The sequence below is a fragment of the Shewanella eurypsychrophilus genome (assembly GCF_007004545.3).
Classification (GTDB): domain Bacteria; phylum Pseudomonadota; class Gammaproteobacteria; order Enterobacterales; family Shewanellaceae; genus Shewanella; species Shewanella eurypsychrophilus.
Genome location: NZ_CP045503.2, coordinates 5,637,091 through 5,654,242 on the forward strand (window position 1 = coordinate 5,637,091; position 17,152 = coordinate 5,654,242).

The window sequence follows — 17,152 nt, forward strand, 5'->3', positions numbered from 1 at the left end:
AACGGCTCTGCTAATTAGCGTGTATGCAGAGAAAAATGAATATAGATAACTCGATTAAAATATAAAATCTTAGCCACTGACCATATTGTTAAGCTCTAAAATAGGCTGCAAAATGGCTAAAACGATAAACAATACCACTGCGGCCATACTCACAACCAACATAGGCTCAAACACACCCAGTGCAATAGTGACGTTCGATTCAAAGTCTCTATCTTGGTTATCAGCAGCTCGCTCAAGCATTTGCTCCAGCTGACCACTCTTCTCACCTGAGGCGATCATATAGAGCATCATAGGAGGGAAAAGTTTCGTATTCGTTAGCGCAGCCCCTAAACTCGTACCTTCACGAACCCTAGCAGTAGCCTCTTCGACTGCCGCTTTAACTCTAACGTTAATCAAAACTTCGCTAGCGATTCGCATAGCATCTAGTAAAGGCACCGCGCTGGCAGTCAAAATACTTAAGGTTCGAGCAAAACGAGCTGTATTGAGCCCTTTGCTGACTCTACCAATCACAGGTAATTTAAGCAGCATAGTATCGTACATCATGCGATAAGCAGGCTTAACGAGCAGGCGCCTGATTAGAAAAAACACGCCGACAATTACGCCTAATACGATGATGCCGAAATCCCTAACAAAGTCTGATGAGGCAATTAATAACTGAGTTGTCCAAGGTAATTCTTGGCCCATATGCTCAAACTGACCAACAACCTGAGGCACTACCGCAGCCAACAAGATAGCAATAACACTGATAGCCACAACGGTTAATACCACAGGGTAAATCATCGCCTGGGTCATTTTACTTTTTAACTGCTGGCGTCGTTCAGTGTAATCAGCGAGACGATTGAGTACCACTTCAAGGTGACCTGACTTCTCACCTGATGCCACCATAGCCCGATATAAATCATCAAATATATGCGGAAACTCAGCCATAGAATCGGCCAAGCTATAGCCCTCCACAACACGAGAACGTACAGCCATCACCATACTGGCAAGTCTATCTTTCTCACATTGTTGCCCAACAGCCTTTAACGCCTCTTCTACCGGCAAGCCGGCAGCAACGAGTGTGGCTATCTGTCTGGTAATAAGTGCTAGTTCGGCAACCGAGATACCACGTTGAAAAAAACTGGCCCCTTTCGCTTTCGCCTTAGACTCTTTTTCGACAACGGGGTTTATCTCCAACGGCATTAAGCGCTGCTCTCTGAGCTGACCACGCGCATGACGCGCTGTATCAGCTTCAATGACGCCTTTCTGCTGCTTTCCCTGTTTATTTAAAGCCTTGTATTCAAATGCTGGCATAAATTATTCCTCGCGAGTGACGCGTAACACCTCTTCGAGGGTCGTCTTACCCGCAAGAACTTTACTCATGCCATCATGACGTATACTTGGTGTATTTGTACGGAGGTATTTTTCTATCGCCAGCTCACCGCGCCCGGTGTGAATAAGTTCACGGATATTATCATCAACAATCAGCAATTCATGAATACCGGTACGGCCACGGTAACCATTATGACCACAAGATTTACATCCCTCAGCACGATAGATAACGCTCGTATCGTCAGCACTCATGCCCAGTAATTTTCGCTCAATCTGATCAGGTACATGTTCAGACTTACATTCCTTACATAAGGTTCGAATTAATCGCTGCGCCAATACGCCCAATAAACTTGAAGAAACAAGGAAAGGTTCGACGCCCATGTCTTGTAAACGAGTAATAGAACCAGATGCTGTATTGGTATGCAGTGTCGACAACACCATATGACCCGTTAATGAAGCCTGAACGGCTATCTGGGCTGTTTCTAAATCTCGGATCTCACCTATCATCACCACATCGGGATCTTGACGAAGAATGGCTCTTAGACCACGCGCGAAAGTCATCTCGACCTTGTTATTAACCTGAGTCTGGCCTATGCCTTCAAGCTCATACTCGATAGGGTCTTCGACGGTAAGTATGTTGGTATCTTTGGTATTGAGCTCTGTCAATCCAGCATACAGAGTCGTACTCTTCCCCGAGCCAGTTGGCCCGGTGACTAGAATAATACCGTGAGGCTTACGGATCAGTTCGTCAAACTGAAAACGCACCTTGTCTGTCATACCTAATTGAACAAGGTCTAAGTTACCGGCATTTTTATCCAGAAGACGTAACACCACACGCTCACCATGGCTAGATGGCATAGTAGAAACACGAACATCTACGGCCCGACCTGCGATTCTGAGTGAGATACGGCCATCTTGTGGCACACGTTTCTCGGCAATATCCAGACGCGCCATGACTTTAATACGTGAAACTAACAGAGAGGATAGTTTTCGATTCGGTTTAAGCACCTCTTTAAGCACACCGTCGACACGGAAACGAACAACTAGCTGCTTCTCGTAGGTCTCGATATGAATATCAGAGGCTTCTTCTTTAATGGCCTCCGATAGCAAGGCGTTAATCAACTTGATGATAGGTGCATCATCATCACCTTCGAGCAGATCTTCTGTTTGTGGCAACTCTTCGGCCAAAGTAAACAGATCCATCTCATTGCCAATGTCTTCCATCAGCTGTTGTGCCTCTGAAGAATTAGCTTGGTACGCCTGAGTTAATCTAGCTTCAAATTCAACAGCCAGCAGTTGAACTAAAGGCAGTTCACGTCCTGCATAGCGCCTGGCTTCGAGCAAGGCTGTAAGGGGAGTACTCTCAGTGTGATAGAGAGTCAACGCACCATCAGCACTGGTATCGATAACGACTTCGAAACGATGTGAAAATGCAAATGGGAGACGCTCTCTGCTATCGGAGCGAAACTCTTCATCATTATCGGGTTCCGCATCTTGCCAAACATCATCAGAAACCAAGGCCAATTCACCACTCGGTGGAATGTGAGTATTACTCATCGGTACTATCTTCTGTTTTTTCAACTGAACCAGCTTGAGATTCAGTAGTCTCTGAACTCTCCTCTGCGCTTCCATTGCCTTCAGATATACGCTTCAATGCAGCATCGGTCTCACGCATCTTAGTCTCTAAGCCTTTACCTTCTTTGTAACGCTCAAGAATATCATTCACTTCTGGTGGTAAATAATCTGATTGATTCCACTCTTCCAGAATAGGTACCTCACTGTTTGGCATCAAGTTAATACCACGGTCCTGCTGCTCAAGCTGAAGGGCACGAAAATAGTTGTACTTACGACCAGCGATACCTTCCATCGTTAAACCATCACGAATAATCGTCGGCTTGATAAACACCATCAAATTGGTTTTTTTCTTACCACTTGAGGAAGACTTAAATAGGTGGCCAATGATAGGTAAGTCACCCAAGAAAGGAACTTTCTGTACACTCTCCTGCACCTCTTCTTTGATCAAGCCGCCTAAGACCACGATTTGCCCCGAATCGGCCATCACAGTCGTTGTCAAACGGCGAGTGGCAAAAGTCACATCGACACCTGTCTTACCGTTGATACCAGATACTTCCTGCTCGATAGTCAGCTTAACTGAGCTACCTTCGTTGATTTGTGGTATCACCTTTAGCTTAACCCCAACCTCTTTACGTTCAACGGTCTGAAAAGGGTTGCTGTTGCCATTACTTGAATTTTGAGAGCCTGTTAGGATGGGCACTTCATCACCGACGATGAATGAGGCTTCCTGATTGTCAAGTGTGGTGATAGATGGTGTTGCAAGTACGTTCGACGTAGTGTCACTTGATACCGCCTGGATCAGTGCACCAAAGTCCCCCATAGCGACGCCCCAAGCCATACCATTAACCTGACCTAATGCCTGAGCTAATATGCTAATGTCACCAGGAGTATCCGGATTATCTGTACAGGTCTTATTGTCACCGGAACCAGTACAAGTCTGTGAAGCCTTTTCTGGCTGCGCTTCCCAGACACCCGCTCCAATCTCTCCAATGGTTGGGCCTAAGTTATTAAACTGGGTCATGCCACCAGATGCTGTTGCCCATTGGATACCAAAACCGACATCATCGCCTTCGGCGACCTCGACAATAATGGCTTCAACTAATACTTGAGCACGGCGAATGTCCAACTGGTTGATCACGCTCTCGATGGTGCGCATCTGGTCCGGTTGCGCCGTGATAACGAGGGCGTTCGTATCGGCATGAGCCATGATATTAATTTCTTTACGACGCTTACCTCCACCTTGTTTAGCACCACCATCTTGATCGCTAACGAGCTGCTCTGCAAACCCAGTCAGCACCTCAACTAAATCTTCGGCATCGGCATATCTCAGGTAGCGAACCTTGGTATTACCCGTACTCGCCTGCTCTGCATCTAATTTTCGAATTAACTCTACCGTACGTAAACGGCTCTTCTCATCACCACTGACGATAACCGCATTCATACGCTCATCGGCAACCACTTTAGGCGCTTGACCCGACTGGGCTTTATTGCCTGTTGCACGGTTTAACGTTTCTATAATTCGAACAATCTCACCCGCTGACGCAAACTCCAGTGATACAACTTGTACTTCGGTATCACCTTGCTTATCGACGCGACGAACAATCTCAACCAGCTTGTTAACCACTGCAGCACGACCGGAGATCATCAAGACATTCGATGGATCGTAGTTAACTACGTTACCGCCGCCAGCATTATCATTGAGCTGACGAAGCAGTGGCGCTAATTGTTTCGCTTCAGTGTTGTACAAGGCGACGATACGAGTCACCATCTCATCACCAACACCGGGAGTATTGTCATCGGCGACTCGAATCGATGCTGTCTTAGCATCCTTATCTTTAATCACCTTGATGATATTGTTATCCATCTCTACAACGGCATAACCATAAACCTGAAGCACATTAAGGAAGAATTGATAATATTGTTCGTCATCGAGCAGATCGTAACTACGAACGTTAATCTTGCCGCGAACCGTAGGGTCGACAATAATAGTCCGATTCAAGTTCTTACCAACTATGTTGATAAACTCCTGAATATCAGTTCCTTTAAAATTAGCCGCATACTGCTCAGACCAAGCCAGTTGAGGAGCTAATAGCGAGGCACCCATCACAAGCCCAGCGATTAACTTTCTGCGAAAACTTTTATTATTCATTATTATACTTCCCATAAAACTCAATGGTTCGCCCATAAGGCTCAACAAATTCAAGTGAGGAGAGTGTCATACAAAAGTGGACACTCCCTCTAATTTCTAATTAGTCTGGCAAACTGAACATGATCTCTATTAACTGGCCATCTCTTTCAACCATCAAAGATATTTCTGTTAACTCCGGAAGTTGAGCCATCACTTCCATGGATTGACTCATAGAGGTGAGATCGTAACCGTTCATCGACTTAGCTAAGTCATTAGCTTTAAATCCAGCCTGCTTAAACAGGTCTCTGTCTTTACCTGGATTTAAACGATAACCACTCAGCTCTCCGTCACGGCGAACTGGTGATATGGCTAAGAAATCAGTGATTTTACTCGGATCGGCTAATAGCTCATCGCGAGACTTCTGAATCTCTCTGGCAACCTGCTTATTTTTACGTTGATCGATTTTCTTTACAGATTTCGCCTGTTGAAGTTGTTTATTAGCCTGACTGTTGGTCTCATATTTTAGGCCATCAAGCATCAAGGTTTCATAGCGACCTGAGTTGGTAATAATAATTCGATCGGCATATACCTCTTTTAATGAAGCTGAGGTACCTTTAATTTTATCTCCCAAACCATAGGTATTTTGCGTACCACTCGAGGCGATAACGGCTAAGCCCTTCTGCTGTATTGTCGATGCAACAACACCAGTAAGCTGGATCGAGAGGGAGGTTTTAGGTGCATCGGTGATCATCTCAGCCATAGGCTCAGTTTTGGGTTTCATCGCACCAGCATCAGCCTTACCAAAAAGCGCCAACCTTTGCAGTTCAATAATGTTGACGCTAGTCGAAGACTGACTACTCACAGGCGTAGGCTGCCAAGTAGTTGTCCCTTCAGATACAGGCATGAGTTTCCATGTGATCTGAGCCAAAAGATAGATGACGAGCACGAGAGAGAGCCAAAAAATGGCTGTACTCAAAGGCTTGTGTGGCACGCTTGCTGCCTTGGTAATAACTTTATCTAATAAATCCATATTTATCTGGACCCTCTGTACAGGCCTCTGTTCTGATTATGATAATTTAGCAAATTCTGACTCATGCTAACCCACACTGCTAACCTCAACAAGCGCAACAAGCCAATAACACCAGCCCAGTTGGCGAGAATAAGCTAAATATGCTAACTTTACGCGCATAAAAAGGGTGTGAAGCGGATCGCTATATTAGGCGATTCACTTAGTAAAAAGAGATTTTATTATTCAGCTTGTGACCTCACCATCATTAAATAGTGTAAAGGAGTCTCAATGATCAAGCCCCCTGAACCCACACCGGCAGTCCGACTAGACAAATGGCTTTGGGCTGCTCGCTTTTATAAGACTCGCGCCATCGCCAAAGAGATGATCAATGGTGGTAAAGTTCACTACAACGGCCAAAGAGCAAAGTCGAGTAAAATGGCTGAGCTAGATGCTGTATTAAAATTAAGACAAGGTTATGACGAGAAAGAGATTGTCATCAAAAAACTGTCTGATCAGCGCCAAAAAGCGGCTTTTGCACAAACTTTGTATCTTGAAACTCCCGAAAGTATAGCAAAACGAGAAACTTACGCCGAAGCAAGACGACTTAACGTACTAAACAACCCGGCACCAGATCATAAACCAGACAAAAAACAGCGACGCCAACTCATTCGTTTTAAAGAAGGCTAAGACACTTTAAATCGTATTCGATGTTGAAAAATTGGCCTCTCGGCACCATATAGATAGATAGTTAATTGGAACTGAAATATCGGCTCCAGAAGAAATGTAATTGTGAGATGAAAATGAGTAAAGATAATTTACACCGCTACCTTTTTGAAAATGCAGACGTTCGCGGCGAATTGGTACAACTCGAAAAAAGCTATCAGGAAATATTGTCTGCCCACCAATATCCAGAAAAGATACAACAACTTTTAGGAGAGTTGATGGCTGCTACGTCTCTGCTCACTGCAACACTCAAGTTCGATGGTGATATTAGCGTGCAGCTTCAAGGTGATGGCCCTGTTTCACTAGCCGTTATCAATGGCAATAACCTGCAGCAACTTCGTGGTGTTGCGCGTTGGAATGGCGAATTAAACCAAGATGCAGATCTACAAGGCCTGTTTGGTAAGGGCCACATGGTTATTACGCTGTCACCGACCAAAGGTGAACGCTACCAAGGTGTTGTGGCTTTAGACAAAGGTACCTTAGCTGCCTGCCTAGAAGAATACTTTGCTCAATCTGAACAGTTACCAACTTCTATTAACTTGTTTGCGAACGGCAAACAAGCTGCAGGCATGTTACTGCAGGTACTACCGAGCGAAAGCGAGCATAACGTAGAGTTTGAACACCTACAGCAACTTACAGCAACAGTTAAAGCAGATGAAATATTTGAACTTGAAGCTGAAGAGGTGTTGCACCGTCTCTACCATCAAGAAGAGGTACGCCTTTTCGATCCGATAGAGGTCACCTTCTCTTGCACTTGCTCAAGAGAACGAAGTGCCCAAGCGATACGAACAGTACCTAGAGCAGAAGTTGAAGCCATTCTAGCCGAAATGGGTAAAGTGGAGATGGGTTGTGAGTACTGCAACACCAACTACAACTTTGATTCAATTGATGTCGAAGCAATTTTTAGCAATGCCCAGGCACCTGCAGCTAAGCAGTAACTGCCACTTAATACCAGTTCCATTAAGTTAAGTGATCATAAATTTAATGGAATTGGTATTACACATAATGATTGAAGAAAGAGGACGCCTGTGAGCGTCCTCTTTTTTTTAGCGAAATAACGATCTTCCTCACACATTCAATTCCGCTTAAGTTACAATCAAATTTCGGCGCATAAAGACGCTTTTAAATAACAACTTTCTATACAAAAAATATAGCCGGCAAAGACTGGCACCTATATTCCGACCTCAAAACATGGAGACCTTACTATGGCGGATGGATCAACACTAACTCACCTAAACCCTACGACAGCACAACTCATAGAGCTAGCCCTCACGCGAGGCGAAGGAGAGTTAACGGCTAATGGCGCATTAGTCGCAAAAACGGGCGAGCGCACAGGCCGCTCACCTAATGATCGCTTTATCGTCAAAGAGCCAAGTTCAGAAGCTGACATAGACTGGGGAGCAGTCAATAAGCCTTTCGAACAGGAGAAATTCACCGCTTTATGGCAGAAAGTAGAAGCTTATCTAGCAGACAAAGAAACGTTCGTTTCAGAGCTTGAGGTCGGTGCCGATCCAGAGCATTACCAGCCGATACAGGTCACTACAGAAACAGCTTGGCATCAACTCTTTGCCCGTAACCTGTTTATCATTCCAGAAGAATTTAATTCAGCCGACAAGCCAGTCTGGCAGATAATCAACGCTCCAGGTTTCAAATGTGATCCTGAACGTGATGGCACCCACTCCGATGCTACTGTGATCCTCAACTTCGCCGAACGAAAAGTACTACTTGCTGGACTTAAGTACGCTGGCGAAATGAAAAAATCTATGTTCTCAGTGCAAAATTTCCTACTTCCAGCCAAGGGCGTGCTACCCATGCACTGCTCAGCAAACGTTGGAAAAGAAGGTGATACGACACTATTTTTCGGTCTGTCTGGTACAGGTAAAACCACACTTTCAGCCGATCCTAAACGCTTCTTGATCGGTGATGACGAGCATGGCTGGGCACCAGGTGGCGTATTTAATATCGAAGGTGGCTGCTACGCCAAGTGTATCGATCTGAGCCAGAAAAATGAACCTGTTATCTGGGATGCTATCCGCTTCGGTACCGTACTCGAAAACGTGGTCATGGATGAGAACCGAGTTCCTGATTACACTAACTCGACCCTGACTGAAAATAGCCGTGCGGCCTACCCGCTAGAGCATGTACAACTCAGAAAAGAGGAAAACTGTGGTGCTGAACCGCACGCAGTTGTCTTCTTAACCTGTGATGTCTCTGGCGTACTACCACCGGTATCACTACTAACCAAAGAGCAGGCTGCTTACCACTTTCTATCAGGATATACCGCTAAAGTAGGTTCTACAGAGATGGGTTCGAGCGCTGCCATTCAATCAACCTTCTCTACCTGTTTTGGAGCGCCTTTCTTCCCACGTCCTGCAGGCGTTTACGCAGAGCTACTGATGAAGCGTATCGAATCATTCGGCAGCCAGGTCTATTTGGTCAATACCGGTTGGACTGGTGGACCACATGGAACGGGTAAACGCTTTGACATTCCTACTACTCGTGCAATTGTTGATGCTATCGTCAGCGGTGGACTGAAAGATGTAGAGACCGAGCACTTAGACAAGCTAAACCTCAATATTCCAGTTGCCATTCCAGGTGTCGAGACTAAATTGCTTAATCCAGTGAATACTTGGGAAGATAAGGCTAAGTATGCTGAATATGCTCAGAACCTAGCGGAGAGCTTCACAGCTAACTTCGAGAAATACCAAGTACCAGATTCGATCAAGCATGCCGGACCGAATGCTTAATACGGTCTTTCTATTGGGTTATTTGTAGTCTGATAGTTTTTGGTATTTGTTTGATTGTTTAGCTGATAAATCCCAGTTTAGCTTTGACTGAACTGGGATTTTTTATATTTGAAGTTTTATTTTTGATAGTAAGTAACACACACTCTTTTAGCTTGGTTTCATTGTGCGATCTTGGTGTTTGATTGGTTACATAAGTACCAAAGCTTCTTTTGTGTTTATTGCCTGCAGCAGGCGTATGTGCAAGTCATCTCTCAGTACGCTATGAATATGTCCCTATACGCTCTGCGGTTTCATCCCTGAAACCGAAGCCTTCGAGCTCACTTACACTTGATTATTCATCTCTTCGATTTAGGTTGTACCTATACATTTAATCAATTGAAGTCTGAATGGTCAGATTATTTGCTAACACAGTTTTAAGCGGACAAAAGTAGTTGGCTATAATGGTAGAGTAAGACTTTCTGTTCCGTTTAAAGCTATCGCCAGACTTGCTCTATTGCCAAACTCTAAATAGCACAGTCAATTGCATACCCGTTGAAAAAGCATGTTCGGCTAATTCTGATATTTGAGATATGTTTATATACTTACTTTTACTCTGCCCATTTGTAATACGAAACCCTTTATCGGCTGATTCATAAAACACAGGGTTATGTGCGACTAAGTTACGTAATTCTACTAAGTTATCAAACTCTTCGAAAAGCGCATTTGCTTTATAAGAAATGCCACATTCAGAATTATAAAGTGACTTTACTTTATCAAAACGCTTACTTAATGACTTATCTACATTAAAATACTTAGCACGTGATAGTTCGTTATGAGTTTCATATTTTAACAGCAACTCGCCCTCAAGCCTTGCAACTGAGCTGACGATTTTACCAACCGCCTTCTCCCAGTTTTCTAAATCTAAATCATCTTGTTCCAAAGCATACTCCAGAGAAAACTAGCATTAGCACGGTGTGCGCACACTTTTACTTCCTTATTAATTAACAAGTTATCATTATAAACAGTTATTAACTACTGAGACTTAAACATAAAACTGTTTGTAATTCAGGCAAAGCATACAAGCACGATTTTAATACACCAAACTTCAATGATTTATTGCGGCATGAGAGGTCTTATTTTGCAAAATCTATTCACCACGGAGGACACTGAGAGCACGGAGAAGGACAGAGATCTAGAAATTAACAGTAATAAACAGTAATAAACAGCTAACTTCATTGAATCTAAATCGAAGAGAAAAATACCAAGTGTAGATGCGGCTACGTCGATGACATGGATGTCATCGCAGAGCCCACAGGGAAGTGCTTGCGGCGTCTCGTAGAAGTATCTGCATGATAAGCCCACGGCAGGTGATAGATAAAAATGAAGGTACGACCTTCAAATGCACCACCCAATAACAAAAAGAATGTCCCAACTTAAAGTGACAAGACTTTAACTTCCCCCTTGTGATCATTACCATTTTAATGAAATATAACTGCCGAACTAAAACTAAAACGATAACTCAGGCTAACACTGAGCCACAGACTCTACATTGGGTATACCATAATGCGCTTAACCCCTTTATCAGCAACAATTTTACTCACGCTGTCTTTCAGCAGCACAAACACCCTAGCGGACAATACAAGCGATAGTGTTGACGCAGCAACACCACAAATTGCCTCCACTTATATCAATGATCAAATATTGCCACCAGCTATCGAATGGCATGGTAAGAGTGAGGCGCTGCTCCTCAGTGCCGATGACCCTTGGGCAACACCTTTTGAACAAAATGGCCTTAAGACCAGCCCAAATTATGATGACACCTTCATCTGGCTCGATAAGCTCATTGCCCAAACAGACAAGTTAAAAAAAGTCAGCTTAGATAAGAGCCCACAAGGGCGCGATATCTGGATGATAGTAGCCTCTCAAGAAGGCGCCGATACCTCCGCAACTCTTGCAGGAAATAACAAACCAAGTGTATTAGTACAGGCGGGAATTCATTCCGGAGAGATTGATGGGAAAGACGCAGGTATGATGTTGCTGCGTGATATCGTTCTCGGCGATAAAGGCCAATTACTTGATAATGCTAATCTGCTATTTGTACCTATTTTCAGTGTTGATGGTCACGAGCGCTCAACACAGTACAACCGTGTCAACCAACGTGGTCCAGTCAATATGGGGTGGCGAACCACCTCAAAAAATCTCAACTTAAACCGAGATTATGCCAAGGCTGATGCGTTAGAGATGCAGCATATGCTGCGTGCTATCAATGAATGGCAACCCGATCTTTATATCGATGTTCATGTCACCGATGGCATCGACTATCAGTACGATGTGACCTTCGGTTATAACTTGCCTCAAGGACTCAGCCCTGCAAGCTATGCTTGGCTAGAAAATAGCTACCGACCAGCCATTGAATCAGCGCTAACAAGCCAAGGTCATATCCCTGGTCCCCTAGTATTTGCCATAGATAACACAGATATCACTCAGGGCATGTCGTTATGGAACCCAAGCCCGCGTTATTCAAATGGTTACGGTGATGCCAGACACCTACCCACCATCTTAATAGAAAATCACAGCCTTAAACCCTATAAGCAAAGAGTGCTGGGTACTTATGTGATGCTAGAAGCCACTCTGAAAACCTTAGGTAAGCAAGCCACTAAGTTAAAGTCAGCCATCAAACAGGATAAGTTCCGCTATTCACCTAGAGTGACACTCACCTGGAAAGAGGTGCAGCAAAAGCAAAGTTGGGACTTTAAAGGTATCGAATACCATATGGAAAAAAGCCCGATCAGTGGTAATGAGATCGTACGCTGGACGGGTGTGCCTAAGCTATACCCTAACTTGCCTGTAATGGGAGATACTGTTCCGGATATACGCGTGACTCGGCCTAGCGCTTACTATATCCCACCTCAGTGGAGTGAAGTGATCGAGCGCTTACAAATTCACGGCATTCGCATGACCAGACTTGAACAGTCGACAGAAATGAAACTGAATCAATATACGCTCAGAGATCCACAGTTCAAGAGTACTGATTATGAGGGTAGACAGCGAGTGACAATCCAAGCCTCACTCAAATCTGTGACCGCTAACTTACCTGTTGGTACTGTAAGAATTGAAACCCATCAGCCATTAGGTGACTTAGCAATCCTGCTATTAGAGCCTCAATCACCAGACTCTTTACTAGAGTGGGGATTCTTTAACCCGATATTTACCCGCACTGAGTATATCGAGAACTATGCGGTTGAGCCTCTAGCGGCTCAGATGCTAAAAGCCGATCCTGAGCTACAGATCGCTTTCGATAAGGCATTACAAGATAGCAATTTCGCCGCAGACCCTAAGGCGCGCCTTCGCTGGTTCTATGAAAGAAGTCCATATTATGATGATCAGTATCTGCAATATCCGGTTCTAAGACAAAAATAATCCATCCGCTTATAGCCAGTCTGGAAGGAAATACTAATCCCGGCTGGTTTTAATCTGTAGCCAGAGCGACTCATCAGCAATAGGCGTCGACTCAGGCAAACTGCTATTGATAAGACTGAACATTTTTGAGTTGGAATATTTTTCCAAAGGAAATATATTTTTAGTGACCGGGTGTTGCTGCATAAACTTTTTTAATTTTCCTTGGCTGATTAAAGAAAGTAGACCTTGCTCCAGCCGCTCAGCTAACGCCGAGTTCTCTTTATTAACGAAGAAGTACATGGGGAATGGATAGCTGAGTAATACTTTGTCAAACGCGATCAAATCTTCTTTATCCTCCCCTTCAAGCTCGGCATATACTTCAGTGATCCCTCTTGGGAAATAATCACAACGTCCCTGTTTAAGCATGCTATACATAAGTGCAAACTGAGTCACTCGCTCTACTCTATAACCATTTTCCTGCAAAATATCTGAATCAGGCCATTGGTCTCCTTGGCATGCAGTCAGTACCTTTAACTGCCCAGACGTACCTATCTGTAGAAACATCTGATATTTTACTGCTCTAATGACAGGAACTCTAACGCCTAAGAGCCCCCCCATAAGAGGCATTCGAATAGCTCTAAACTCTTGCTCTCTTTGTTTGTTAGTTCCAGCCCAATACAGATCAAGTCTGTTTGTCTTAAGTGCAATAAAGGCGCGGCTCTGTGTATAACTCGACTCAGCCTCTACGAGCTCGGCGTTACCATATTGAGTTTGAGTTTCACGTAAGACAAGTCTGACCAAATCAATGTAATACTGATAGCTGGCATCATTCTTGGACTGCTTAGGCTGAACGACAATAGAGCTAGTTACCGTCTCAGCAGGAGCTGAGACGGTATAGAAAGAGGCGATCATAGCCAAAATGAAAAAAGCCCGCATATTCACCTTTAGATAAATAATGAAACTTACAATCTAGCTGTCTCTCTGATTAAAGAGCTGGGTAATGGATCAATTAGCCTCTCAAGCCAAAAAAACTAGACCTTTGTTGCTGATATTGAATAAACCAAAGGAACACGTTGCTCTTGGTGCTCCATATAATATCTTAGCACTTGCTCACCAGAAGCTTGAATATGAGTCTCTTCTACCAGTCCCTCGAAACAGTTATAGGGGCTAAAATCAAACTCGTTATAGTGGGCAAGCTTAAGTCCGGCTCGAAGCAAGGCATTAATAATGTCTGAGATAGAGTGAGGCCAAGTGATCAGGGTATCTTTCTCTCCCGAGCAGTTTTCAGTGTAGGTTCCTTCCTCATCGACATCTGGCTCAGTTTGAGAAAAATAGCTATAGCCATCAAACAAAGCCTCTAAAGGATGAAATTCCACCATATAGAACTCCCCACCAGCTTTGAGGCAGTCATTGACCACTTGGGCCCACTGATCGAGATCTGGCAACCAACATAATGCGCCATATGAGGTAAACACAATATCGTACTGCTTAGATATGTTCTTTGGCGTGCCATATACATCGGTACAGATAAACTCAGCCTCAAAACCAGCCTGTTGCGCTAACTCTTGGGCTTTCTCTATTGCTGTAGACGAAAGATCGATTCCGGTAACCTCGGCGCCATTTCTCGCCCAAGATAGGGTATCTAGTCCGAAGTGACACTGAAGATGAAGCAAGCTCTTACCTTGTACATCAAGCTCGTTGAGCTCGATTTCTTTCAGGGAACTCTTTCCTGATAAAAAACCCTCAACATCATAAAACTTTGATGCCACATGAGTATGAGTACGCTTATTCCATGCAGATTGGTTAATTGCTAAGTAATCCATGCTTCTCTCTTATTTATTTTTATCCGCAGCGAGCAACTCGCTATATTGCGTAACTGGCAGTGACGAAATTCACCACTTTTACAGGTCTAAAACCTCATTGATTAACCATCGAGGTTAACATTGTCGCAAACCTTTCCAAACAAAATAGATAATATTCTTTAAAAACATAAAGATATACTTTTGGCATGAACACTGCAAATACTTGAGAATGAACACTGCGAAAAACAACAACAGAATTGATTTCAAAGGAATAGAAATATGACCATTCGCCCTACCGTACTCGCCTCAATTTTTGCACTATCTCTTTCAGGCTGCATTATCAATGTTAATGGTGCCAGCATGGAGCCAATGGAACATAGCCAACAGATGCTACAAATTGATGCGAGTCAGCTTAATGCATTAGTGGCTAATACAGGAGCGGGCTCACTGGAAATAGAAGGTGTTGAGGGGTTAAGCAATATTACTCTTGAAGCTGATATCTATACCTATGAAGATATGGAGCCAAATTTATCTTTGACGCAAAAGGGCAGTACTGCTTATCTTGTTGCCGATTTTGGCCCACGCATAGGTTCAGGCAACTCGCCTTACATCGACCTAATCATAAAAGTGCCAGCAAAAATGAAGATGGATATCGATGATGGATCAGGCAGTATTAAGATCTCAGGAGTCGATGCAGACATAGAATTAGAGGATGGTTCTGGCAGCGTAGAAATCAGTGGCGGACGCAACCTAGACATACAAGATGGATCTGGGTCTATTACTCTAGAAAATATTAATGGCAACATTGAATTAGATGATGGCTCCGGTTCGATCGATATCACTCAGGTTAATGGTAATGTCACGATCACTGACGGTTCTGGCGGTATGTATGTGAAAGATATTCAGGGAAAAGTCACTATCGATGATGGCTCAGGTGGCATTGAAGTCATCAACACCAAAGGCTTAAACATCATAGAGGCAGGTTCTGGTAACCTCAGCTTTGATAAAATCGATGGCCAGGTCAGCATGCAGTAACCAACTCAACTTCCCGGCGCAGCGACTCTTGCCAATATTGAAGGTCGCTGCCCACCCCAAACCGGCTCACTATCACCTTAGCTTTCCGGTCAACGAACCGTATAGTCACTCAATGAGATCGCTGCTTATTAGTGACCTGACTTGTTAAGACCCATCCCAGTAAGTGTATCTAACTTCTCAGCCATACCATCGGCATATGTTCTAAATACAAAAAACAGCACAGAAATCACACTAGCTGCGAGTAGTCCCCACCTAACGTACTGAACCAAAGGGATCTCAGGAAAATCATACCCCGTCTTCATCTCACTGATGATTAACACAGCAGTTAACACTAGGTATGCCAGTAGTTTCTTCCTAAAGGTCAGGGTGATCTGCGGGCAGAGCTTAGTGGCGGCATATGCACAACACAATCCCACAATAGCCCCCATGACAATATCGGCAGGCCAATGAGCGCCGATAAGAACTCGTGACAGACCTACACATGTAGCTAAGGTAAATAGTGTCACCTTCACCATTGTGCGCTGGCTATACATGCTTATCAGGCCCGCGAACAAAAATGCCGTAGCTGTGTGTCCAGAGGGAAAGCTATGCTTATATCTCGCCTCACCCACCACATTCAGATACTCCAGAACTTGTGGCGGTCTTGGTGCATCGAAATATTGCTTAAGTAAAGGGACACAGATCAGACTAAACACGGCAGCGAGCAATACTCTACAGATGAGTTCAGGGCGTTTTACTAGGTAGCACACTATAATTGCACCTAAGGTGATGCCATTGCCAAAGTCATTAACAAGTGCCTGCAACCAAAGAGGAATTGATGAACTCATGGCATTAATACTGTTAAAAATTTCATAGTTACTCGCCTGATTAAGCGTGAGTAGATGCATAACAAATAACGTGAAAATAATTGAGTAAAAGAACTTCTGCGGATCATCTACAGACACCTGAGCTCTCTGAACCATTGGTTGACTCACTGACATAACACACCCCATTGCAATCGATAAGGGCAAGTTAACCTTTAGGCTGTGAAAGAATTGTCTTTAATTGTTTACCTCTATAGTTCAATAAAACAAAGTTGAGAGGAGCTAAGAGGAGTTTGAGATTAAGAGCAACTTTTGCTTCCTGGTGAGTTTTTTCACCGCTATCTCCCTTTTAAGGGCCTCGGAACGATTACCCATATCTTCAGAATAAGCTAAAGAGAGTGGGCCTTTTCCCCTAAGGTATTTTGCAGCTTTAACCCCTCCTGCTTGATGCTCTTTGAAGCGCCGTTCGATATCCGTTGTCACCCCGGTATAGAGGTGACCATTGTTACAACGGATCATATAGAGCTTCCAATTAGACTCGGCCACAATAACCCCATAACATTTGCATCGAAAATTGAATCAATTCTTGATTCAAGGATTTAAACCCCGCGTCCACTTAACCGGGGTCATATCACATATCA

Annotated in this window: 14 protein-coding genes; 5 read left to right on the forward strand and 9 right to left on the reverse strand. The window is 44.0% G+C overall.

The window, feature by feature from the left end:
* Positions 1-69 precede the first annotated feature (69 nt).
* The 4 genes from gspF to gspC form a co-directional block, all read right to left on the reverse strand.
* Complete coding sequence (gene gspF / locus FM038_RS24285) at positions 70-1,293, reverse strand: type II secretion system inner membrane protein GspF (RefSeq protein ID WP_142873422.1); 1,224 nt, start codon at positions 1,291-1,293, stop codon at positions 70-72.
* Between the two features lie 3 nt (positions 1,294-1,296).
* The gene (gene gspE / locus FM038_RS24290; protein WP_142873421.1) at positions 1,297-2,868 is read right to left on the reverse strand and encodes a type II secretion system ATPase GspE; all 1,572 of its coding nucleotides are present in this window, start codon (positions 2,866-2,868) and stop codon (positions 1,297-1,299) included.
* Positions 2,861-5,035: a type II secretion system secretin GspD gene (gspD, locus tag FM038_RS24295; protein ID WP_142873420.1), complete on the reverse strand. Its 2,175-nt coding sequence runs from the start codon at positions 5,033-5,035 to the stop codon at positions 2,861-2,863. The genes gspE and gspD overlap by 8 nt, the downstream gene beginning before the upstream one ends.
* 100 nt (positions 5,036-5,135) lie before the next feature.
* A complete protein-coding gene (gspC, locus tag FM038_RS24300; protein WP_142873419.1) occupies positions 5,136-6,044 on the reverse strand; it encodes a type II secretion system protein GspC in 909 nt (302 codons plus the stop codon).
* A gap of 267 nt (positions 6,045-6,311) precedes the next feature.
* On the opposite strand from gspC, the gene hslR reads away from it, so the two are divergent.
* From hslR to FM038_RS24315, 3 genes are all read left to right on the forward strand, one after another.
* Positions 6,312-6,710: a ribosome-associated heat shock protein Hsp15 gene (hslR, locus tag FM038_RS24305; RefSeq protein ID WP_142873418.1), complete on the forward strand. Its 399-nt coding sequence runs from the start codon at positions 6,312-6,314 to the stop codon at positions 6,708-6,710.
* 113 nt (positions 6,711-6,823) lie between these two features.
* Positions 6,824-7,684: an Hsp33 family molecular chaperone HslO gene (gene hslO, locus FM038_RS24310; RefSeq protein ID WP_142873417.1), complete on the forward strand. Its 861-nt coding sequence runs from the start codon at positions 6,824-6,826 to the stop codon at positions 7,682-7,684.
* A gap of 267 nt (positions 7,685-7,951) precedes the next feature.
* Positions 7,952-9,493 (forward strand): phosphoenolpyruvate carboxykinase, encoded by a 1,542-nt coding sequence (locus tag FM038_RS24315; protein WP_142873416.1) that lies wholly within the window; start codon positions 7,952-7,954, stop codon positions 9,491-9,493.
* Positions 9,494-9,983: 490 nt separating this feature from the next.
* Here FM038_RS24315 and FM038_RS24320 read toward each other — a convergent pair whose 3' ends face one another.
* Positions 9,984-10,412, reverse strand: coding sequence for a hypothetical protein (locus FM038_RS24320; RefSeq protein ID WP_142873415.1), 429 nt, complete (start codon positions 10,410-10,412; stop codon positions 9,984-9,986).
* Between the two features lie 623 nt (positions 10,413-11,035).
* Here FM038_RS24320 and FM038_RS24325 point away from each other — a divergent pair.
* On the forward strand, positions 11,036-12,892 hold the full coding sequence (locus tag FM038_RS24325; RefSeq protein ID WP_142873414.1) for a M14 family metallopeptidase: 1,857 nt from the start codon (positions 11,036-11,038) through the stop codon (positions 12,890-12,892).
* 33 nt (positions 12,893-12,925) lie between these two features.
* On the opposite strand, the gene FM038_RS24330 is transcribed toward FM038_RS24325, so the two are convergent.
* Positions 12,926-13,807 carry a transporter substrate-binding domain-containing protein gene (locus tag FM038_RS24330; protein ID WP_195873168.1) on the reverse strand — a complete coding sequence of 294 codons (882 nt, stop codon included), beginning with the start codon at positions 13,805-13,807 and terminating at the stop codon, positions 12,926-12,928.
* Between the two features lie 95 nt (positions 13,808-13,902).
* A complete protein-coding gene (locus FM038_RS24335) occupies positions 13,903-14,694 on the reverse strand; it encodes a class I SAM-dependent methyltransferase (protein ID WP_142873413.1) in 792 nt (263 codons plus the stop codon).
* 258 nt (positions 14,695-14,952) lie between these two features.
* Between FM038_RS24335 and FM038_RS24340 the strand changes: the two genes are divergently transcribed.
* Positions 14,953-15,708, forward strand: a complete 756-nt coding sequence (locus FM038_RS24340) for a DUF4097 family beta strand repeat-containing protein (RefSeq protein ID WP_142873412.1) — start codon at positions 14,953-14,955, stop codon at positions 15,706-15,708.
* 128 nt (positions 15,709-15,836) lie between these two features.
* On the opposite strand, the gene FM038_RS24345 is transcribed toward FM038_RS24340, so the two are convergent.
* Positions 15,837-16,688, reverse strand: coding sequence for a phosphatase PAP2 family protein (locus FM038_RS24345; RefSeq protein WP_223292961.1), 852 nt, complete (start codon positions 16,686-16,688; stop codon positions 15,837-15,839).
* Between the two features lie 105 nt (positions 16,689-16,793).
* Positions 16,794-17,057: a GIY-YIG nuclease family protein gene (locus FM038_RS24350; protein ID WP_223292962.1), complete on the reverse strand. Its 264-nt coding sequence runs from the start codon at positions 17,055-17,057 to the stop codon at positions 16,794-16,796.
* Positions 17,058-17,152 lie beyond the last annotated feature (95 nt).